The 15587-nt window shown below is 55.9% G+C and carries 15 protein-coding genes and 1 other RNA gene; 4 read left to right on the forward strand and 12 right to left on the reverse strand.

The window, feature by feature from the left end; translation table 11 throughout:
- Nucleotides 1-60 precede the first annotated feature (60 nt).
- Nucleotides 61-939: an inositol monophosphatase family protein gene (locus tag M2119_RS07635; protein ID WP_280804333.1), complete on the forward strand. Its 879-nt coding sequence runs from the start codon at nucleotides 61-63 to the stop codon at nucleotides 937-939.
- Here M2119_RS07635 and M2119_RS07640 read toward each other — a convergent pair.
- Nucleotides 928-1815: an oxygenase MpaB family protein gene (locus tag M2119_RS07640; RefSeq protein ID WP_280804334.1), complete on the reverse strand. Its 888-nt coding sequence runs from the start codon at nucleotides 1813-1815 to the stop codon at nucleotides 928-930. The genes M2119_RS07635 and M2119_RS07640 overlap by 12 nt on opposite strands.
- Before the next feature lie 116 nt (nucleotides 1816-1931).
- On the opposite strand from M2119_RS07640, the gene M2119_RS07645 reads away from it, so the two are divergent.
- The gene (locus M2119_RS07645) at nucleotides 1932-2414 is read left to right on the forward strand and encodes a glutathione peroxidase (protein ID WP_280804335.1); all 483 of its coding nucleotides are present in this window, start codon (nucleotides 1932-1934) and stop codon (nucleotides 2412-2414) included.
- Nucleotides 2415-2488: 74 nt separating this feature from the next.
- On the opposite strand, the gene ssrA is transcribed toward M2119_RS07645, so the two are convergent.
- The 4 genes from ssrA to ftsE all read right to left on the reverse strand — a co-directional run bounded on the left by ssrA (nucleotide 2489) and on the right by ftsE (nucleotide 5599).
- Nucleotides 2489-2859: a transfer-messenger RNA gene (gene ssrA / locus M2119_RS07650) on the reverse strand.
- A 141-nt stretch (nucleotides 2860-3000) separates the two neighbouring features.
- A complete protein-coding gene (gene smpB / locus M2119_RS07655; protein ID WP_280804336.1) occupies nucleotides 3001-3477 on the reverse strand; it encodes an SsrA-binding protein SmpB in 477 nt (158 codons plus the stop codon).
- Nucleotides 3478-3536: 59 nt separating this feature from the next.
- Nucleotides 3537-4451: a permease-like cell division protein FtsX gene (ftsX, locus tag M2119_RS07660; protein ID WP_280804337.1), complete on the reverse strand. Its 915-nt coding sequence runs from the start codon at nucleotides 4449-4451 to the stop codon at nucleotides 3537-3539.
- Complete coding sequence (gene ftsE, locus M2119_RS07665; protein WP_280804338.1) at nucleotides 4448-5599, reverse strand: cell division ATP-binding protein FtsE; 1152 nt, start codon at nucleotides 5597-5599, stop codon at nucleotides 4448-4450. The genes ftsX and ftsE overlap by 4 nt, the downstream gene beginning before the upstream one ends.
- Before the next feature lie 91 nt (nucleotides 5600-5690).
- Here ftsE and M2119_RS07670 point away from each other — a divergent pair, with 91 nt between their 5' ends.
- On the forward strand, nucleotides 5691-5894 hold the full coding sequence (locus M2119_RS07670; RefSeq protein WP_280804339.1) for a hypothetical protein: 204 nt from the start codon (nucleotides 5691-5693) through the stop codon (nucleotides 5892-5894).
- Nucleotides 5895-5906: 12 nt separating this feature from the next.
- On the forward strand, nucleotides 5907-6632 hold the full coding sequence (locus M2119_RS07675; protein WP_280804340.1) for a VIT1/CCC1 transporter family protein: 726 nt from the start codon (nucleotides 5907-5909) through the stop codon (nucleotides 6630-6632).
- 58 nt (nucleotides 6633-6690) lie between these two features.
- Here M2119_RS07675 and M2119_RS07680 read toward each other — a convergent pair whose 3' ends face one another.
- From M2119_RS07680 to M2119_RS07710, 7 genes are all read right to left on the reverse strand, one after another.
- Nucleotides 6691-7821 carry an NADH:flavin oxidoreductase/NADH oxidase gene (locus M2119_RS07680; RefSeq protein ID WP_280804341.1) on the reverse strand — a complete coding sequence of 377 codons (1131 nt, stop codon included), beginning with the start codon at nucleotides 7819-7821 and terminating at the stop codon, nucleotides 6691-6693.
- Nucleotides 7822-7937: 116 nt separating this feature from the next.
- Nucleotides 7938-9146 (reverse strand): acetyl-CoA C-acetyltransferase, encoded by a 1209-nt coding sequence (locus tag M2119_RS07685; RefSeq protein WP_280804342.1) that lies wholly within the window; start codon nucleotides 9144-9146, stop codon nucleotides 7938-7940.
- 168 nt (nucleotides 9147-9314) lie between these two features.
- Entirely contained in the window at nucleotides 9315-10283 is a 969-nt protein-coding gene (locus M2119_RS07690) for an ABC transporter permease (RefSeq protein ID WP_280804343.1), read from the reverse strand.
- Nucleotides 10280-11272 (reverse strand): ABC transporter permease, encoded by a 993-nt coding sequence (locus M2119_RS07695; protein ID WP_280804344.1) that lies wholly within the window; start codon nucleotides 11270-11272, stop codon nucleotides 10280-10282. The genes M2119_RS07690 and M2119_RS07695 overlap by 4 nt, the downstream gene beginning before the upstream one ends.
- A gap of 5 nt (nucleotides 11273-11277) precedes the next feature.
- Nucleotides 11278-12777: a sugar ABC transporter ATP-binding protein gene (locus tag M2119_RS07700; protein ID WP_280804345.1), complete on the reverse strand. Its 1500-nt coding sequence runs from the start codon at nucleotides 12775-12777 to the stop codon at nucleotides 11278-11280.
- 117 nt (nucleotides 12778-12894) lie between these two features.
- The gene (locus M2119_RS07705) at nucleotides 12895-14058 is read right to left on the reverse strand and encodes a sugar ABC transporter substrate-binding protein (protein ID WP_280804346.1); all 1164 of its coding nucleotides are present in this window, start codon (nucleotides 14056-14058) and stop codon (nucleotides 12895-12897) included.
- Nucleotides 14059-14420: 362 nt separating this feature from the next.
- Complete coding sequence (locus M2119_RS07710; RefSeq protein WP_280804347.1) at nucleotides 14421-15479, reverse strand: 2,3-butanediol dehydrogenase; 1059 nt, start codon at nucleotides 15477-15479, stop codon at nucleotides 14421-14423.
- Nucleotides 15480-15587: the final 108 nt, after the last annotated feature.

The raw sequence follows: 15587 nt of genomic DNA on the forward strand, positions 1-15587 counted from the left end.
GGAGGGGCTTGTGTGTTTCTAGCCGGGTATCGTTGAGCTGTGACCAGAAGCCACTTCACTATGAACGAAGACCTCCAACTCGCCCTCGAGCTTGCGGATGCTGCAGACGCTATTTCGCGCACCCGTTTCCTCGCACTCGACCTTGAGGTAACGACAAAGCCTGATAAGACACCCGTCACAGATGCTGACCGTGCAGTCGAACAGGCCATTATCGACATTCTGAGCCGCGAGCGCGGTAACGACTACATGCTCGGGGAAGAATTTGGCGAGCAAGCAGGCTCCGTGTCGGAACACCCCACCGGCACCGCTGATCACCCTCACCGCCAGTGGATTATTGATCCCATTGACGGAACCTCTAACTTCCTTCGCGGCGTTCCCGTCTGGGCAACCCTCATTGCCCTCGCCATCGATGGGGAACCCGTCGTCGGAGTGGTCAGTGCACCAGCGTTGGGCAAGCGCTGGTGGGCATCTAAAGGCAATGGGGCATGGGTTGATGAGTCACACGATCCCCTCGCCACTGTTCCCCTGCCCTTTGAACTGGCAGACGTCGTCGAACAGCCGATGGTTGCTCTTGGGACGCCTCGTCGTCTCGAAGTTTCTGGTGTGAGCGAGCTGGCAGATGCCAGCATCAGCTACAACTCCCTGCAGCAGTGGGATCAGGCTGGCTACCTCGACGAGCTTGTTTCCCTGAGCCGTAAAGTCTGGCGCACGCGTGCCTATGGCGACATGTGGTCGTACATGATGGTTGCTGAAGGCATTCTGGATGTGGCAGGAGAGTTTGATCTGAAGCCCTACGACATGGCTGCCCTGATGCCCATCGTGACAGAAGCAGGTGGTACCTTCACTTCCATCGATGGTCATGCAGATGTGTGGCACGGCAGCGCCCTGGCTACCAACGGACAGCTTCACGCAGCAATCCTGACAGAGCTAGCTCGCTAGCTTTCCTTCAACTTCCAGTCGTGCAATACGCACCCGGGCTGCATCTTCCGAGGTGGAGGAAGGCCCGAGAAGTGCACGCAACAGTCCCAAAATGAGTCCGGTCAGCCACTGTGCAGGCCACCACGGCTTTTTGAGACCCAAAATCCGCCGGTATTCCTCCGGAATCGAGGCCACAGCGCCGGCAAACATAATCCGATAAAACGGCAGCATGCTTCTGCGCAGAGGTGGCTTACGCAGGAACGCAATCGTTTCTTCTACCCGCTCATCGTGTTTGAGGATCCCCTCCACGTTGAACTGGTGCATGGCGGAAATCAGTTCCGCCTCGGAACGTGGCGGGTTCGCAACCCCCACTAACTCGCCGGCTTTGGACCACTCCCGCACATACTGATCAGCCCCACCGGGGATGTCATCTCCCCACGCTTGGTGGCAGCCGAGGAAGGCATCGGTGAAGACAACGTGCACCCAGTAGAGCAGTTCCGGATCTCCTGCTGAATACGTCCGTTCGATTCCTTGGGCATCCAGGTAGGTACCCTTCACACGGTCGTGAAAGTGAGAAACTCGAGAAGATTCATATTCAGCAAGCGCCGTGTCACCAAAGGTGACGGTAATCAGCCACTGAATAGTTCCTGCCAGTCTGCCCAGAGGATCTTCTTTATAGCGAGACCAGTCGTGCACGCCGGCCATTGCCCCGGGATGCAGTGTTTGCATGAGAAGAGCACGAATGCCGGCAACCATGGTCGGCATTCCGCCATGCACTGCCCAAGAGGCTGAACCAGGACCAAAGAAACCGACATCTTCACCGGCTTCAATATTCTTCACCCAGTAGGGAGTTCCCGCCGTGTCACCGGAGAATGTCTCGAGCAAATGCGAGCGCATGCTGTCGCTGAATTTAGACAAGACGTGCTCCGAACACAACACATGGAGAAGCAGGGTTCTCTGCAGGCGAAAGGATTCTCATGGTGTCCTCATTGTTTCACCGTTAGCCTCAAGATATGAGCCTCTCAGAGATCGCAGTCACGACCCTTGATGGTCGTCCCACCACATTCGGCGAGTATGCAGACAAGGTTGTCCTCGTCGTGAATGTGGCGTCCAGGTGTGGACTCTCACCGCAATACCAGCAGCTCGAAGAACTCCAGAAGGAATACGGCGAGCGCGGCTTCACCGTGCTGGGAGTGCCTTCCAACCAGTTCCTACAAGAACTCAAGACCAGTGATGACATCGCTGAGTACTGCTCGACCACCTGGGGAGTCACGTTCCCCATGCTGGAGAAAGCAAGCGTCAATGGGCGCAAGCGCCATCCACTTTATGTCGAGTTAGTCAAAGCCAAGGATGGTTCTGGCAAGGCAGGACCCGTGATGTGGAACTTTGAAAAGTTCCTCGTCCTTCCCACTGGTGAAATAAAGCGTTTCCGCCCCACCACGAAGCCCGATGATCCTGCGGTTATTTCGGCCATCGAGTCGGCTCTAGGCCACTAGTCCCTTAACCACAACAGCCCCGTTTTCACGGGGCTGTTGTCGACTCTGCAGCGCATGATGTGCCAACCCACAAGTGGTGGAGATGGGGGGAATTGAACCCCCGTCCACTGCTGAAATTGTGAGTCTTCTACGGGTGTAGCTGATTAGAGGCGTTCTACTTGGCTCCGACCTTTGTTACCAGCATCTAAGTCGACAAGCCCAGTCTGAGTTAAAGTCCCGCAGTGCCCTCAGGCATAACACTGCAGCAAGTTTCCTAAGATGATGCCAGGACACGGGTCGGAAACACTCCCGGTCTGACAGACTTCAGGCTCGCTTAGGCAGCGAGGGCGAAGTCGGCGCGGTTAGATTTTGCACCTATTGTTTGCAGAGGTCGTTAACGAGATATCCCTGCATCCTCGACCCGCTTCTCTCTCGCTCGCAGGCAATGTCGAATCCGATCATCCCCCTGAGAGTGCGTTGTCACATCATGCGCTGTTGAGTTGTGAGTGCAGGATTTTCACCCTACTCAGGCGCGTATTTCAGCGCTCTTGAAGTGTATAACGCGAAGCTGGGAAAAGTTATTCCTTCACTCCACAGAATGTGCTTTCTAGTCGCCGACGTTTTTGCGGGCAGACATGGCCCGGTCCGCTTCACGCTTGTCCTGGCGTTCACGCAAGGTCTGACGCTTGTCATATTCCTTCTTACCCTTCGCCAATGCCAGTTCAACTTTTGCGCGGCCATCACTGAAATAGAGGGAAAGAGGAATAAGGGTGTAGCCACCCTCTTTTACTTTGCTGTGCAGTTTGAGAATCTCTTGCTTGTGCATCAAAAGCTTGCGCTTGCGCCGGGGCGCGTGGTTATTCCAGGTTCCCTGCGTGTATTCAGGGATATGGACGGCATCCAGCCACGCCTCACCGTTCTCAATAAAGGCATACCCATCCGTCAGGGACGCACGTCCTTGACGCAGAGACTTCACTTCCGTCCCCCACAGAACGACGCCAGCTTCCACTGTGTCGATGATGTTGTAGTCGTGGCGGGCTTTACGGTTGGTGGCAACAACCTTCTGGCCTTTTTCCTTGGGCATTGCACACCTCCTTCAAGCTCGTTGCGCAAAGCATCAGTTTACGCGCCTGTGAGGCTCGACTAAATCTTGAGGTATCGGGTGATGGCGAAGTTGGCCGAGATAGCCGCTAAGAGTGAACCCACCACAATCAGAACCGGCACCACAATGAGCGCTTCGGGGATCCCCACGAAGGAGGTCAGTGGAATGTTGACCGCGAGGTAACCCTGGACAAAGAAGTGCACGATGCCCACAATGGCCGCACCGGCCAAGATTGAGCCGATGAAGGCAGCAAAGACACCTTCCAGGATGAACGGAGTCTGAATGAACCGGTTCGAGGCACCCACGAGGCGCATAATGCCGAGTTCACGTCGGCGCGAGAAGGCCGAAAGTCGAATGGTCGTCGCAATCAGCAGCACAGCCGCAATGAGCATCAAACCCGCCACACCAATGGCTGTGTAACTGGCGGAGTTCAAGATCGCGAAAATTTGGTCGAGGTAGCTGCGCTGATCCGTGACAGACTCCACACCCTTTTGTGACGAGAGTGCTTCGACCAGGACGGCGGACTGCGAGGGGTCCTTGAGGTTGACCCAGAAGGTCTCGTTGAGCTGTTCAGGGGTGACGTATTCCGCGACAGGGTTTCCCTTGAACTGTTCCTGGAAGTTGGCATATGCCTGGTCGTGATCTTCGAAGTAGTACTGGTCAATGAACGGCGCGAGAGTGGGAGACGACAATGCGTCATCCACTTCAGCTATCTGTTCAGGCGTGGCCGCCCCGTCGAGGCAGTTCTCCCCCGCCGACACATCGGTGCACATGTACACGGCAACCTGCGCCTTGTCGTACCAATAGTTCTTCATCTGGCCAATCTGCATTTGCAGCAAAATGGCAGTTCCGACAAAGGTCAAAGAAATGAAGGTCACCAAAATGACCGAGACAACCATGGAGAAGTTCCGGCGAAGACCGTTAGCGACCTCCGACCAAATCAGGGCGAACCTCATCGAACAGGCCCCACATTCTGGTCATTCTCGCCAGCTTCTTTTGCACGTGCTTGAGCCTGGAGGCGCAGACGCTCGGCCAACGGCAAGCTTGAGGTGTCCACCGGAGGCTTGGTCAAGGGATCAGGAGCTGCTGGGGCTTGATCGGCAAATGCAGAGGGATCTAAGCGCTGAACAGGCTTGGATTCGTTCATGTTAAACAACTCGTTGAGATCGCCCAAGTCATCAATCTCACCAGTGTCATAGGCACTCGGGATCGCGGGAACCGCATCCATGGTGATTTCGTCAACAGGTTCAAAGACGGGAGTGGGAACCACGATGTCCGTGGTTTCAATAATCTGTGGCTGTTCGGAAGCCGTCACGATGCCCTGCGGGCGTGTGGTCGCTGCCACAGCTGCGGCCGCGGCCGCGGTGTGGTCACCGGTGGAGTTGATGGAGGTATCTGCCCCAATGATGGGGAGGGCGGCGGTGTTACCGTAGCCCGATTCGCGTTCGTCACGCACAATCTGTCCGGCAACCAGCTCAATCACGCGCTTTTGCATGCGGTCCACGAAATCTGCCGCGTGGGTTGCCATCACGATGGTGGTTCCACCAGCGTTAATGCGCTCCAGAAGTGCCATGATGCCGGCGCTGGTTGCGGGGTCGAGGTTACCGGTGGGCTCATCAGCCAACAGCAATGCCGGCTTGTTCACAATGGCGCGGGCAATGGCCACACGCTGCTGTTCACCACCGGAAAGTTCATGGGGGTAACGCTGGGCCTTACCGGCAAGACCCACCATCTTGAGGACGTCCGGAACGGCTTCCTGGATAAATCCACGGGACTTCCCAATGACCTGCAGAGTGAACGCCACGTTGTCGAAGACGGTCTTGTTAGGAAGCAGGCGGAAGTCTTGAAAAACAACGCCCAAGTTGCGACGGAAGTACGGCACCTTGCGGTTCGAAATGGACCCCAGATCCTGACCCAAGACATGAATAGAACCAGAGTTGGGCTTGTCTTCTTTGATCATCAAGCGCAGGCAGGAAGATTTGCCCGAACCCGAGGCGCCCACAAGGAAGACAAACTCGCCGCGCAGAATCTCAAAATCAACGCCGTTGAGGGCGGGACGCGAGGAACCTGCGTACTTTTTGGTGACCGTACTAAAGCGAATCATGACTCAATGAGCCTAAGCGGGCAGCACTCGAATGGGCTGAAAGACGCGGGCGTGCCGACGAACCGGTAACCTTGAATTGAGGGAGGTTTCCATGCGCAAATTCATTTTCAACGCCAGTGTGCTCGGTGCCATTTTTGGTGGATTCAGTGCCTTGCGTGCAACGCTGCGTGGGCCTCGAGATTGGCGCCTGATTTTGGTCTGGGTTGGCTGGGGAATTTCCCTCGCACTCGCCATTGCGGATGTAGCTAAAGAACACAAGGAAGAAGAGCTCGAAAACGAGCCCTACGACTTCTAAGGGGCTACGTCGATGATTTCCACTCCCCTCAAGGGCGCCGATCCCCACGACTATGACCATTCCCACCCCGATCTCTCCGGCGGCTGGTTGCGTGCGTCCGTTTTCGGTGCCATGGATGGCCTTGTTTCCAACATTGCCTTGATTGCCGGTATTGGTGCAGCAGGGGCAAACCCACAGACCGTGGTTCTCACTGGTGCTGCTGGCCTCGTCGCAGGCGCATTTTCCATGGCGTTGGGTGAATACGCCTCCGTCAAGACTGCCAATGAACAGGTTGATTCAGAGCTTGAAGTCGAACGCCAAGCCCATGCTCGCAACCCCCAGGGTGAAGAAAATGAACTCGTGCTCAACTTCATTGACATGGGCATGACGGAGAAGACTGCAAAATACGCTGCCGCGGAGGTTCACCTCAATACCGAGCAGGCTGCGCGCATTCACATCACCCAAGAATTGGGTGTCGATCCAGACTCTAAGCCCTCCCCCTGGATTGCCGCTGTTTCTTCCTTTGCCATGTTTGCGACCGGCGCGTTTATCCCCCTGATCCCCTATGCCCTGGGCTTTGAGTCACTGTGGCTCGGACTTGGTGTCGGTGGAGTAGGTCTGCTCATCGCCGGTGGCATCGCGGCCCGCTACACCCGGAAATCGTGGTGGAAAAGCGCACTTCGTCAGCTCTTCTTTGGTGCTATCGCCGTGGGAGCCACCTATCTGGTTGGTTCACTTCTCGGCGTGGGTGCGCACTAACGTCACACTTAACCAACTGTGCCCCACACCAGTGGTGTGGGGCACAGTGACGTGAAAACTAGAAAGCAACCTTGCCTGTGGTGGGGCCTGCTACTGCCTTACGGGGACGAGAACGCAGGTACTGGTGAGGCCAGTAGTCAATCTCGATATCCAGCTCAGCTGCTGCACGCAGTGCAAAGTGAGGGTCGCGCATGTGCTCGCGGCCCAGCAGGACTGCATCTGCCTGACCGGCAACGATGATGTCGTTGGCCTGTACAGCGTCGGTGATGAGGCCCACAGCAGCGGTCGGAACGTTTGCGTCGCGCTTGACCTGGTCGCTGAAAGGAACCTGGTAGTTAGGACCAGTCGGAATGGTCACACCGATGACATTTCCACCGGTGGAGATATCAAAGAGGTCGACATCACGGTCATAGCACCAGGTGGCCACGGTGGAGGTCTCCTCGGGAGTCCAGCCGCCGTCCTTCCAATCCGTTGCAGAAAAACGAACGAAAACAGCAATGTCTTTGCCCGCAACTTCACGAACGACGTCCACAATACGAAGCAGCAGACGGGCACGGTTCTCGAGAGATCCACCGTATTCGTCAGTGCGAGTGTTGGAGAGGGGCGAGAGGAACTCGTGCAACAAGTAGCCGTGGGCTCCATGAATTTCGAGAACCTTGAAACCTGCGTCAACCGAACGCTGTGCAGCGGTCTTGAAGTCTTCTACAACACGGTCAATGTCTTCCAGGGTCATCTCACGAGGAGTAGAGGACGTGTCATCGAAAGGAATCGCGGAGGGCGCGATAGGAATCCAGCCACCCTCTGATTCAGGCATGGGTCCTGCAGCGCCTGCAAAGTTCCAGTCAGGGCGCACAGATGCCTTGCGGCCTGCGTGAGCAAGCTGAATACCTGCGACGGCACCGTGCTCGGTGATGAACTCCACAATGTCGGCCCAGGCGTCACGCTGTTCGTCGTTCCAGATACCGGTGTCATGGACGGTAATGCGGCCATCGAAGGAGACGGCTGTTGCCTCCACGATGATGAGACCGGCGCCACCAACTGCCATGGAACCGAGGTGAACCATGTGCCACGAGGTGGGCACGCCATCACGGTTGAAAACCGAGTACTGGCACATGGGGGGAACCCACACGCGGTTACGAATCTCAACGGACCGAATCTTCATCGGCGAAAACAGGTTGATGTCAGACATGACTCAATTTTAGGTCAGCACAGTAGGCCCATTTTTCACGGTGTTCAATCTCACAACACGCGAGAAACAGGGGTGGGGCCTGGCAAATGCCAGACCCCACCGCGAAGAAACAATCCTTAGATGCGTTCCCAGACTGCTGCCAGACCCTGGCCGCCACCAATACACATTGTTTCGAGCATGAAGTTTCCACCGCTCCGCACGAGTTCGCGCGAACCGGTCGCAAGGATACGAGCTCCGGTCGCACCAATGGGGTGACCGAGCGAAATTCCAGAACCCAATACGTTGGTGCGGTCCCAGTCGCTGTCGGTGAATCCCCACTCGCGAGAGACAGCCAGAACCTGGGCTGCGAAAGCTTCGTTGAGCTCAATCATGGACATGTCCGCTAAGCCCAGACCAGCACGATCGAGTGCCTTGTAGCTGGCAGGAACAGGACCGATACCCATCCGGCTGGGCTCGACACCGGCACGTGCCCAGGAGCGCAGCTTCACAATAGGCTTCAAGCCCAGCTCAGCAGCAATCTCGGGGGTGGTGAGGATACAGGCAGCAGCAGCATCGTTCTGGGTGCTGGCGTTACCTGCAGTTACCGTCGCCTCTGCATCGCTCTTGAGCATGATGGGGCTGAGTTTCTGCAAATCTTCAATGGTGGTTGCGCGAGGAGTCTCGTCAGCGTCGATGAGCTTTTCGCCACCCTTGACCTTGACAGAAATAGGAACGATCTCATCGGTGAACTTTCCCGCTTCTACAGCAGCTGCTGCGCGAGCCTGTGAACGCAGTGCGAGTTCATCCTGCTCCTGGCGAGAAATACCGAACTCACGGCGAAGGTTTTCCGCCGTTTCGATCATGCCGCCGGGGACCGGGTAGAACTTTCCACCGGCAGTCTGGCGGGCACGGCCGAGAGAGTCTTCCATCTTGTAGCCATCGGTGCCCCGGATGCCCCAGCGAGTGTTCACGGTGTACATCGGAGCCTGGCTCATGGTGTCCGCGCCACCAGCGATGACAACATCGCTGACGCCGGTTTGAATCTGCATGCAGCCATCGAGAATGGCCTGCAGGCCAGAGCCACAGCGGCGGTCAACCTGTGAGCCACCCACGGTGACGGGCAGTCCTGCGTTGAGTGCAGCAACACGGCCGATCGGCGCAGCTTCAGCGCTGGGGTATCCCTGACCAAAAATGATGTCATCGATGCGGCTGGTGTCAATACCGGTGCGCTCAACGAGCGCGCTGATGACAGCTGCAGCGAGATCGACGGGGGCAATGGTGGAAAACATTCCACCGAACTTGCCAATGGGCGTGCGAAGTGGTTCGCAGACGACAACTTCCCTCATGGTGTGACCTTTCATTCGTTCACGTAAATCAAAACCTCTTCTCACTTTAGAGCGAGGAGGCAGACGGCGTTCGAAAACGCTCAATCTCTAAACACTGCACAGTTCGCAGTGCTGGGGGTTAATCACGAATGGGCGGACCACAAGGATCCGCCCATTCGCACACGAGAATTACGCCTCGGAGGTCGCAATCTTTCGTAATTTTTTCTTTCGGTCATTTTCGGCAATTGCACCAATGAGGTAGTCGAAGACCAGCACGACCAGCAGCAGGACACCGGTGAAGAGTTCGGCAACGAATGCCTTCGCTCCCATAGCGGAAAGACCTGCGGACAGGATCGCGATGATGGCGAAACCGAGGAACACGTTGACCATGGTTCCGCGGCCACCAGCGAGGCTGATACCACCGACGAGAACAACAGCCAGTGCGCCCAACAGGAGGCTACCGAATGCGGTGGGCGACGCAGATCCCCCCAGTGCACTGGTCATACCACCGGCAACTGCACCCAAACCACCGGAGATGGCGAAGGCAACAATCATGCCGCGCTTGTAGCGCACACCAGCTGCAATAGCTTCGTTACGTGCGCCACCGAGAGCATAGATCTCACGGCCCCATCGGGTGTAGGCGAGGAAGATACCCAAAGCAATGAAGATGAGGATACCTGTCAGCGACAGAGGGGTCAGGAAACCAATCTTGTCGCGGAACACGTCGGTTGCGGTGACATCGGAAACACGAACCGATACACCGTTGGTGACAACCCAGGTCAGACCTCGGAACAGAATTAATGTTCCGATTGTAAAGACCAGCGAGTTGATTCCGAGCTTGGCGATTGCCCAACCTTGCAGTGCACCCAGTGCAGTACCCACGATGATCGAGATGATCAGTGCAGGGACAAGACCGATAGGCGAAAGAACGATGGTCAAAGCGCCCGAGAAGGCTGCCATGGATGCGATGGAAAGGTCGAACTCTCCAGCAATCATGGTGACCGCAAGACCCGCTGCGACCACACCGAGAGGCATGATGCGCTCGATGGAGGACTCAACGTGGAAGCGGGGGTAGAACGCGTACATCGAGGCAAGCACGATGACGAGAACAATGAACTGAAGCAGGTATCCCTTGAACCAGGTGCCTATAGCCCTCATCGTGAACCAGCCTTTCGTAGAACGTGAAGAATGACGACCAGTGCGACCACGACGATACCGAGGATGAGTTGCTTCAATCCGTCTGGCACCGAGGTGAGAACCATGATCTGAGCGATAGTTGCGATGAACAACGCACCAATCGCAGACTTGATGGGCGAACCATCTCCACCTGTCACGGCTGTTCCACCAACCAGCACAGCTGCGACGGTGTCGAGTGTGAGGTTAGGCAGCTGGTCAGCCTGGACAGAGTGAATTTGAGCCGAGGCAATAACCGCAGCGATACCGAATCCGAGAGACATTGCGATGAATGCCCAGACGGTGGTGGCGCGAGGCGAGATTCCGCTGTTGCGAGCAGTTTCCTTGTTTGCACCCAGCAGGTGAACGTTACGACCAATCAGAGTGTGTTCGGTGAGGAACCACGCCAGAGCGGTGAACACGATGAACACAACGATGGGAAGTGGGATACCAAAGATGTCGAAGGTTGCGAAGCCTGCGAGGTCTACTTTTTCGCTGGGCTCCACAAGAGCACCCTTGGTCACAATTGCGGTCACACCGTAGATCACAGAACCCACGGCGAGCGTCACGATCACGGCATTCAATCCCAGGCTCACGATGAAACCCTGAATGATTCCGAGAATGACAACAACAATGATTGCGGCAGCGGCACCGAGCCACATGCTTGTGGTGCCTTCACCAACCCAGATGTAGACCATGGCCCCGAGGATGACTGTTGGTGTCACACCGAGCGAGAACATGTTGCCCGACAAGGTCAATGCGGTCATACCCACCGCAGCGATACCAATTAAGGAGGCCTGCAGGAAGATAGCGCGGATGGTGGTCAACTCTGCGAACTTCGGAACAAGGAAGATCGAGAGAACGAACAACAAAACAACGAGAATAGGCAATGCCCAGTTACGCAGGAAGTTGATCAGCGAGCGGGTTCCAGCACGATTCTGGAAACCGACGGAAATGGTTTCAGTAGTTGTCATGATTCCTAATCCTCACGGTGCATAACTTCGCGAACGAGCGCAGGCTCGGTCCACTCTGTTGCAGGTTTGATAGTTGTCTGCTTACCCCGGTAGTAGGTGGCAATGGTGTCGGATAGACCGAGGATTTCGTTGGTGTCAGAAGAGACCACAACGACGCCAACGCCCGAGTCGCACAGGCGACGCAGCTGGGTGTAAATCTCGGCACGAGCACCGACGTCCACACCACGGGTTGGCTCTTCAACAAGAAGAACGCGGGGACGGATACCGACCCACTTGCCCAGTGCAACCTTCTGCTGGTTACCACCAGAGAGGTTACCCACGAGAGCGTTGAGACGATTCACGTCGAGTGCAAAGTTGGTTGCACCGCGAAGGGCTTCGTCATTCTCCTGCTTGCCACTGACGAATCCCAGAGAGGAAACCCTGCGCAGCCACGGTGAGGAGAGGTTACGACGGATCGACAGGCCGGCAAAGATACCGTCCTTCTTTCGGTCAGGCGAGCAATAGGCGATACCGGTGACGATTCCGCGACGGCGACCGCGAAGGTCAACGGGTGCACCCTCGAGGTAAACTTCACCAGCAAGGACGTCGTTGGTTCCAGCCAGAGCTTTGAGTAGCTCGGAGGTACCCGAACCCAACTGACCGGTCAGGCCCAGGATCTCTCCACGGCGAACGGTGAGGTTGACCTCGCCGCGGATGCCGGGAACTTTGAGCGCACGAGCTTCCAGGACAGGCTCACCGTGAACGCCGGAACGCTCTGGGTAGAGGTGACCAAGTTCGCGACCAATCATCTTCGCGACAACGGTGTCCACGGTCAGATCTGACACGTTTTCTGCAGGCTGGCTGCGACCGTTACGGAAGATGGTGACGCGGTCTGCGATTTCGAAGACTTCACCAAGTCGGTGGGTTACATAGATGATGCTGCGACCTTCGCTGGCGAGACGCTTAACCGCCTCGAGAACGCGCACGATTTCAGCATCTGAGAGGGCCGCGGTGGGCTCATCGAAGATGATGATCTTGGCGTCTTTAGCGAGTACACGAGCGATTTCCAGAAGCTGCATTTCTGCAACGGAAAGCTTGTCAACGGGAGTGCTGGGGTCCAGCTCTTCGAGACCAACGCGGGCGAGGATTTCCTTTGCGTTTGCCTTGAGCTTCTTGGGGCTCCACCAGGCTGGTGCACCGTTCTGGCCGAGAACGAGGTTCTCAGCAACCGTCATGGTTCCTACCGTGCTGAATTCCTGCTGCACAACGGCAATACCGGCTTCTTGAGAAGCGCGCACGCTATTGAGCTGAACAACGTCACCATCAATGGTGATTTCGCCTTGGTCGGGGATGATCAGACCGGAGATGACCTTCACGATGGTGCTCTTACCTGCACCATTCTCACCCAGGAGAGCCATGACTTCGCCGGCTTTAAGTTCGAAATTGACGTCTGAGAGCGCGTTGACAGCTCCGTAAGACTTTGTGATGCCCGAGGCCCTAAGGCGGAAGGGGACTTTGTCGTTCACATGATCCTCCACGTTGAGTTAAAAAGTTACGTCACGCCGAAGCGTGGTGTGTGGCCGGGACGTGATTTCTCACGCCCCGGCCACGATGGTTCAAACCCGAAGGTTTAGACCGAGTGCTTACTCAGAAGCAGCCTTACCCATGAGCTGGTAGAAGTCCCAGCCCCAGATCTGGAACGTACCGATGTTGTCGGCGGTCACAGTTGGGTTCATCATGAAGGTGGTGTAGCTAGGCGATACAACCTCAAGCTTTGGCTTGTCCTTGTCAGATGCGAGGGTTACGGTACCAGGAGTGCTGGAACCGGTTGCCAGGTACTGAGCTGCAACGTCAACGATGAGGGTACCCTCAAGCGCTGGTGGCTGAAGAACAGTCGAGGTGATCTTGCCAGACTTCAGGTTAGCCATCGAACCGGAAGAGGTACCGGTGATGATGAAGACGTCCTTACCAGGGGTAAGGCCAGCCTGCTCTGCAGCCTGAACTACACCGTTTGCCATGTCGTTGGTCTGAACAGCAATGATGTCGATACCTTCGGAGAGGTACTTAGGGATAACGATGGAAGCGGTCTTGTAACCACCCTCAGCACCGAAACCGTCAGCAAGAGGAGAACCTTCGGTTGCGAGGAGGTTGATCTGGTCTCCTACGACATCCTCGAAGCCCTTGGTGCGGTCAAGACCTGCACCGTAGTCACCCTGACCGAGCTGGATCTGGATTACGTTTGGCTTGTCGCCGCCCTTCCACTTGTATCCCTCTTTAGCGAGAGACTCCATCTTGGTGATGGTGTCCTTACCGGTCTGGTCACCGATACCGATGTCAGAAACACCTGCGTAACCGATCTTGATGAACTCTTCTGCGTCAGGCATGATGAGCTGGTTCCACTGGAGCACAGGGGCTACCTCGGAAAGAGCACGGATCGATGCGGTTGCGTTAGCAGCGGAGGTTGGCCAGAAGAGAACTGCAGCAGCGGTTTCGCCGGATGCAAGCCATTCCTGAACCTGAGCGTCCTGCTCAGTGGGGTCCCACTGGTTTTCTACAACAGAGATCTCGAAGCCGAGAGCTGCTGCCTCTTCCTTAGCTGCGTTTGCTGCAGCTTCAAGGTATACGTTCGAGGTGGAAGGCATGAAGACCTTGAGAAGAGCGCCGTTGCCCTCGATGGTTCCAGTTCCCTGAGCGTCGGTCGAGCCGCCGCCGGAAGAGTCTGAGCTACATGCGCTCATGGATACAGCTACACCAGCAACAACAGCTACTGCTACAGCCTTCTTCCACATGTTTTTGTTAAATCCCATAATGATTAACTCCTTGGTTTTTGTTTCAACCGCACCATTCATCTGGCATGGACCAGAGGAAGCTGGAAATGAGGTGATCTCATTCCTGTCAACAAATAAACCAAGGTGTACACACTCGCGTGTGGTGAACCTGGCATCATTGGCAGACCCGGCTGTTACTTACTAGTTTGGAGCCACTATTTCACCCATTTCTGTTGCTTGTTCAGAATTCGAACAGACTTTACCTATTTGTTATCTTTCAACCGATTCTGTACTTTCCCCCCATTTTTTATTGTGTGATTCCCACAACAGAAAGATCCCGGCTTCCTCACGGAAACCGGGATCTTCTTTTTCTCTGCTGGGAGAAACTAGTGCATCAACACTTAGGGGTGAACGAGAATCTTGACGTTCTCTTCCTTGTTGTTGATGAGCTGGTCGATACCCTTTTCGACAACATCTTCAGCCGAGATACGGCCGGTGATGAACTGCTCAACGTTCTTGAGCTTGCCCTCCTGGAGCAGCTTGATAACGGGAGCGTGGTCGTTGCAGTAGGCGAGGGTACCCATGAGGTTTACTTCGCGTGCAACGAGGCCGAAGAGGTTGATGTCTGCGTTGTGGCTCCAGATGGAGATGTTCACAACGTTTCCACCGGTCTTGGTTGCGTCGATTGCAGTCTGCAGTGCAGGAGAAGCACCTACTGCTTCGAATGCAACGTCGACACCGCGGCCACCAGTCAGTTCGTGGATTTTGGCCACGGCGTTCTCAGCGGTGGGGTCAATAACCAGAGTCGAACCTGCAGCCTCAGCCTTTGCCTTACGGATAGCGGAGATTTCTACGTTGTAGACCGTCTCCACACCGATTGCGCGGAGGATGGCGGTAACGAACAGACCGATGGGGCCTGCACCGACAACCAGAGCAGTTTGACCAGGCTTGATGCCCGAACGAACGATGGCGTGGTGTGCAACGGCGAGAGGCTCAACAAGTGCGCCAACCTCGGTGGAGAGGTCACCCAGAGGGTGAACAAAACGCTCTTCAGCTACGCAGTACTCAGCGAAACCACCGGACTCACCGGACAGACCGAGGAATGCAGCCTTGGTGCAGATGTTGTAACGGCCATCGAGGCAGAATTCACACTCGTTACAAACGAGGTAAGGCTCGACAGAAACCTTGTCGCCAACCTTGACCTTGGTGACGCCTTCGCCAACCTCAGCGACAACACCAGCGATCTCGTGACCGAGAACGATAGGCAGTGCAACACCGGTGAGGGGGTGCGAGTGTCCAGGTGCTGGGCAGAACATGGGGCCATCGTCGTATTCGTGCAGGTCGGTTCCACAGATACCGGTCCACTCGTTGCGTACCTTGACATAACCAGCGCTGACCTGAGGCTCGTCGATCTCCTCGGTGCGGATGTCGTGCTTACCGTAGTAACGGGTAGCTTTCATTGCGTTCATCTCCTTTGATAGTTGGCATAAGCATCTCGACATTGAGCACTCAACGGAGAGATACCTATAAAAATCTGAACCACGAAACCTGAGCACATGGAACAGAAC

This window comes from Aurantimicrobium minutum, from assembly GCF_029894165.1.
GTDB lineage: Bacteria > Actinomycetota > Actinomycetes > Actinomycetales > Microbacteriaceae > Aurantimicrobium > Aurantimicrobium minutum_A.

Excerpts from the sequence above, each read along its gene's own strand:
- M2119_RS07635 (WP_280804333.1), top strand. The coding sequence starts at position 61 with ATGAACGAAGACCTCCAACTCGCCCTCGAGCTTGCGGATGCTGCAGAC.
- M2119_RS07640 (WP_280804334.1), bottom strand. The coding sequence starts at position 1,815 with ATGCGCTCGCATTTGCTCGAGACATTCTCCGGTGACACGGCGGGAACT.
- M2119_RS07645 (WP_280804335.1), top strand. The coding sequence starts at position 1,932 with ATGAGCCTCTCAGAGATCGCAGTCACGACCCTTGATGGTCGTCCCACC.
- smpB (WP_280804336.1), bottom strand. The coding sequence starts at position 3,477 with ATGCCCAAGGAAAAAGGCCAGAAGGTTGTTGCCACCAACCGTAAAGCC.
- ftsX (WP_280804337.1), bottom strand. The coding sequence starts at position 4,451 with ATGAGGTTCGCCCTGATTTGGTCGGAGGTCGCTAACGGTCTTCGCCGG.
- ftsE (WP_280804338.1), bottom strand. The coding sequence starts at position 5,599 with ATGATTCGCTTTAGTACGGTCACCAAAAAGTACGCAGGTTCCTCGCGT.
- M2119_RS07670 (WP_280804339.1), top strand. The coding sequence starts at position 5,691 with ATGCGCAAATTCATTTTCAACGCCAGTGTGCTCGGTGCCATTTTTGGT.
- M2119_RS07675 (WP_280804340.1), top strand. The coding sequence starts at position 5,907 with ATGATTTCCACTCCCCTCAAGGGCGCCGATCCCCACGACTATGACCAT.
- M2119_RS07680 (WP_280804341.1), bottom strand. The coding sequence starts at position 7,821 with ATGTCTGACATCAACCTGTTTTCGCCGATGAAGATTCGGTCCGTTGAG.
- M2119_RS07685 (WP_280804342.1), bottom strand. The coding sequence starts at position 9,146 with ATGAGGGAAGTTGTCGTCTGCGAACCACTTCGCACGCCCATTGGCAAG.
- M2119_RS07690 (WP_280804343.1), bottom strand. The coding sequence starts at position 10,283 with ATGAGGGCTATAGGCACCTGGTTCAAGGGATACCTGCTTCAGTTCATT.
- M2119_RS07695 (WP_280804344.1), bottom strand. The coding sequence starts at position 11,272 with ATGACAACTACTGAAACCATTTCCGTCGGTTTCCAGAATCGTGCTGGA.
- M2119_RS07705 (WP_280804346.1), bottom strand. The coding sequence starts at position 14,058 with ATGGGATTTAACAAAAACATGTGGAAGAAGGCTGTAGCAGTAGCTGTT.
- M2119_RS07710 (WP_280804347.1), bottom strand. The coding sequence starts at position 15,479 with ATGAAAGCTACCCGTTACTACGGTAAGCACGACATCCGCACCGAGGAG.